This is a genomic window from Cellulomonas sp. IC4_254, from assembly GCF_011603975.1.
In the GTDB taxonomy this organism is placed as follows: domain Bacteria; phylum Actinomycetota; class Actinomycetes; order Actinomycetales; family Cellulomonadaceae; genus Cellulomonas.
Genome location: NZ_JAANNB010000366.1, coordinates 1 through 1,424 on the forward strand (window position 1 = coordinate 1; position 1,424 = coordinate 1,424).

Genomic DNA, 1,424 nt, shown 5'->3' on the forward strand with positions numbered 1-1,424 from the left:
GGCGCGCGGTGCGCCCGGCCGGTCAGGCCGCGACGGGCTCGCGGGCGGGCGCCGCGTCGTCGTCCGCGGGGGAGCGGTGCGTGAAGCGGTGGAACGTGGCCCGGGTGCCGCCCTCGCTGCGGCGCGCCAGCGCGAGCCCGACGACGACCGCGCCGAGCAGCGGCCCGACGCCGCACGCGACCATCCCGGCGCGGGCGCCCAGGTGCTCGCACACCCAGCCGATGAGCGTGCCGGACACGGCCTGCGCGCCGAGCAGCACCAGCACGTACAGCGCCATGACCCGGCCGCGGACGTGCGGGGCGACCGTGGTCTGCACCAGCGTGTTCGACCCGGTGAGGTACAGCAGCGTGACGACGCCCATCGCGATCAGCACGGTGATGAACACCGGGCGGGACGGCGCGGCGGCGGCCAGCAGCTGCAGCAGGCCGATGGCGCCGGCGAGCAGCACCAGGTGCGTGATCCGGCTGCCGCGGCGGCGCGTCGACAGCAGGGCGCCGGTGAGCGCGCCGACCGCCAGCATCGAGGTGAGCAGCGCGTAGCCGCCGGCGTCGGTGCGGAACACCTGGTCGGTGTAGGCGGCGAGCACGGTCGCCATGTTGACGCCGGTGATGGCGACGAACCCGACGAGCACGACCGACCACAGGATCCGCGGGCTGCGCCGCACGTACGCCAGGCCCTCGCGGAGCTGGCCCTTGGCGCGCGCCACGACCGGCGCGGCGGTGAGCTCGGCGGTCCGCATGGCGACCAGCAGGGCGACCGCAGCGAAGCAGGCCACCGCGTTGAGCAGGAAGGTCCAGCCCTCGCCGACCGCGCTGATCAGGCCGCCGGCGACCGCGGGACCGACGAGTCCGCCGAGCTGGAACACGGCGGAGTTCACGCTGATCGCCTGGCGGAGGTGCTGCGGGCCGGCCACCTCGTGCACGAACGCCTGCCGCGCCGGGTTGTCGAACACGGTCGCGAGGCCGCTGACGAACGCCGCGACCAGCACGTGCCACGCCTGGACGTGGCCGCTGATCGCGAGCACGCCGATCGTCAGCGTCGAGAGGCCGAAGACCGACTGGGTCACCATGAGCACCCGGCGCCGGGGGAACCGGTCCGCGACGACGCCGCCGACGAGGCCGAGCAGCAGCATCGGCAGGAACTGCAGGGTCACGGTCAGGCCGACGAGCGCGGCGGAGCCGGTGAGGCTGAGCACCAGCCAGTCCTGGGCGACGCGCGCGGCCCAGCCGCTCGTGTTGGTCAGCACCTGGGAGAAGACGTAGAGCCGGAAGTTGCGGACGCCGAGCGCGGCGAGCGTGGCGTTCCGGGGCCCGCGCGCGGCGGGCGCCGACGAGGCGGCGGCCGCGGCGTCGGCGGGGGTGTCGGCCACCGGCCGGGGGCGGCGGTGCAGCGCGAGGCGCGGGCCGTGCAGCGTGCGGCGCAGG

At 76.1% G+C, this 1,424-nt stretch carries 1 protein-coding gene; it reads right to left on the reverse strand.

Annotated features, from left to right (window positions below):
- Window positions 1–22: 22 nt before the first annotated feature.
- A partial coding sequence (locus tag G6556_RS18815; protein ID WP_166944668.1) for an MFS transporter occupies window positions 23–1,424 on the reverse strand: 1,402 nt, incomplete at its 5' end.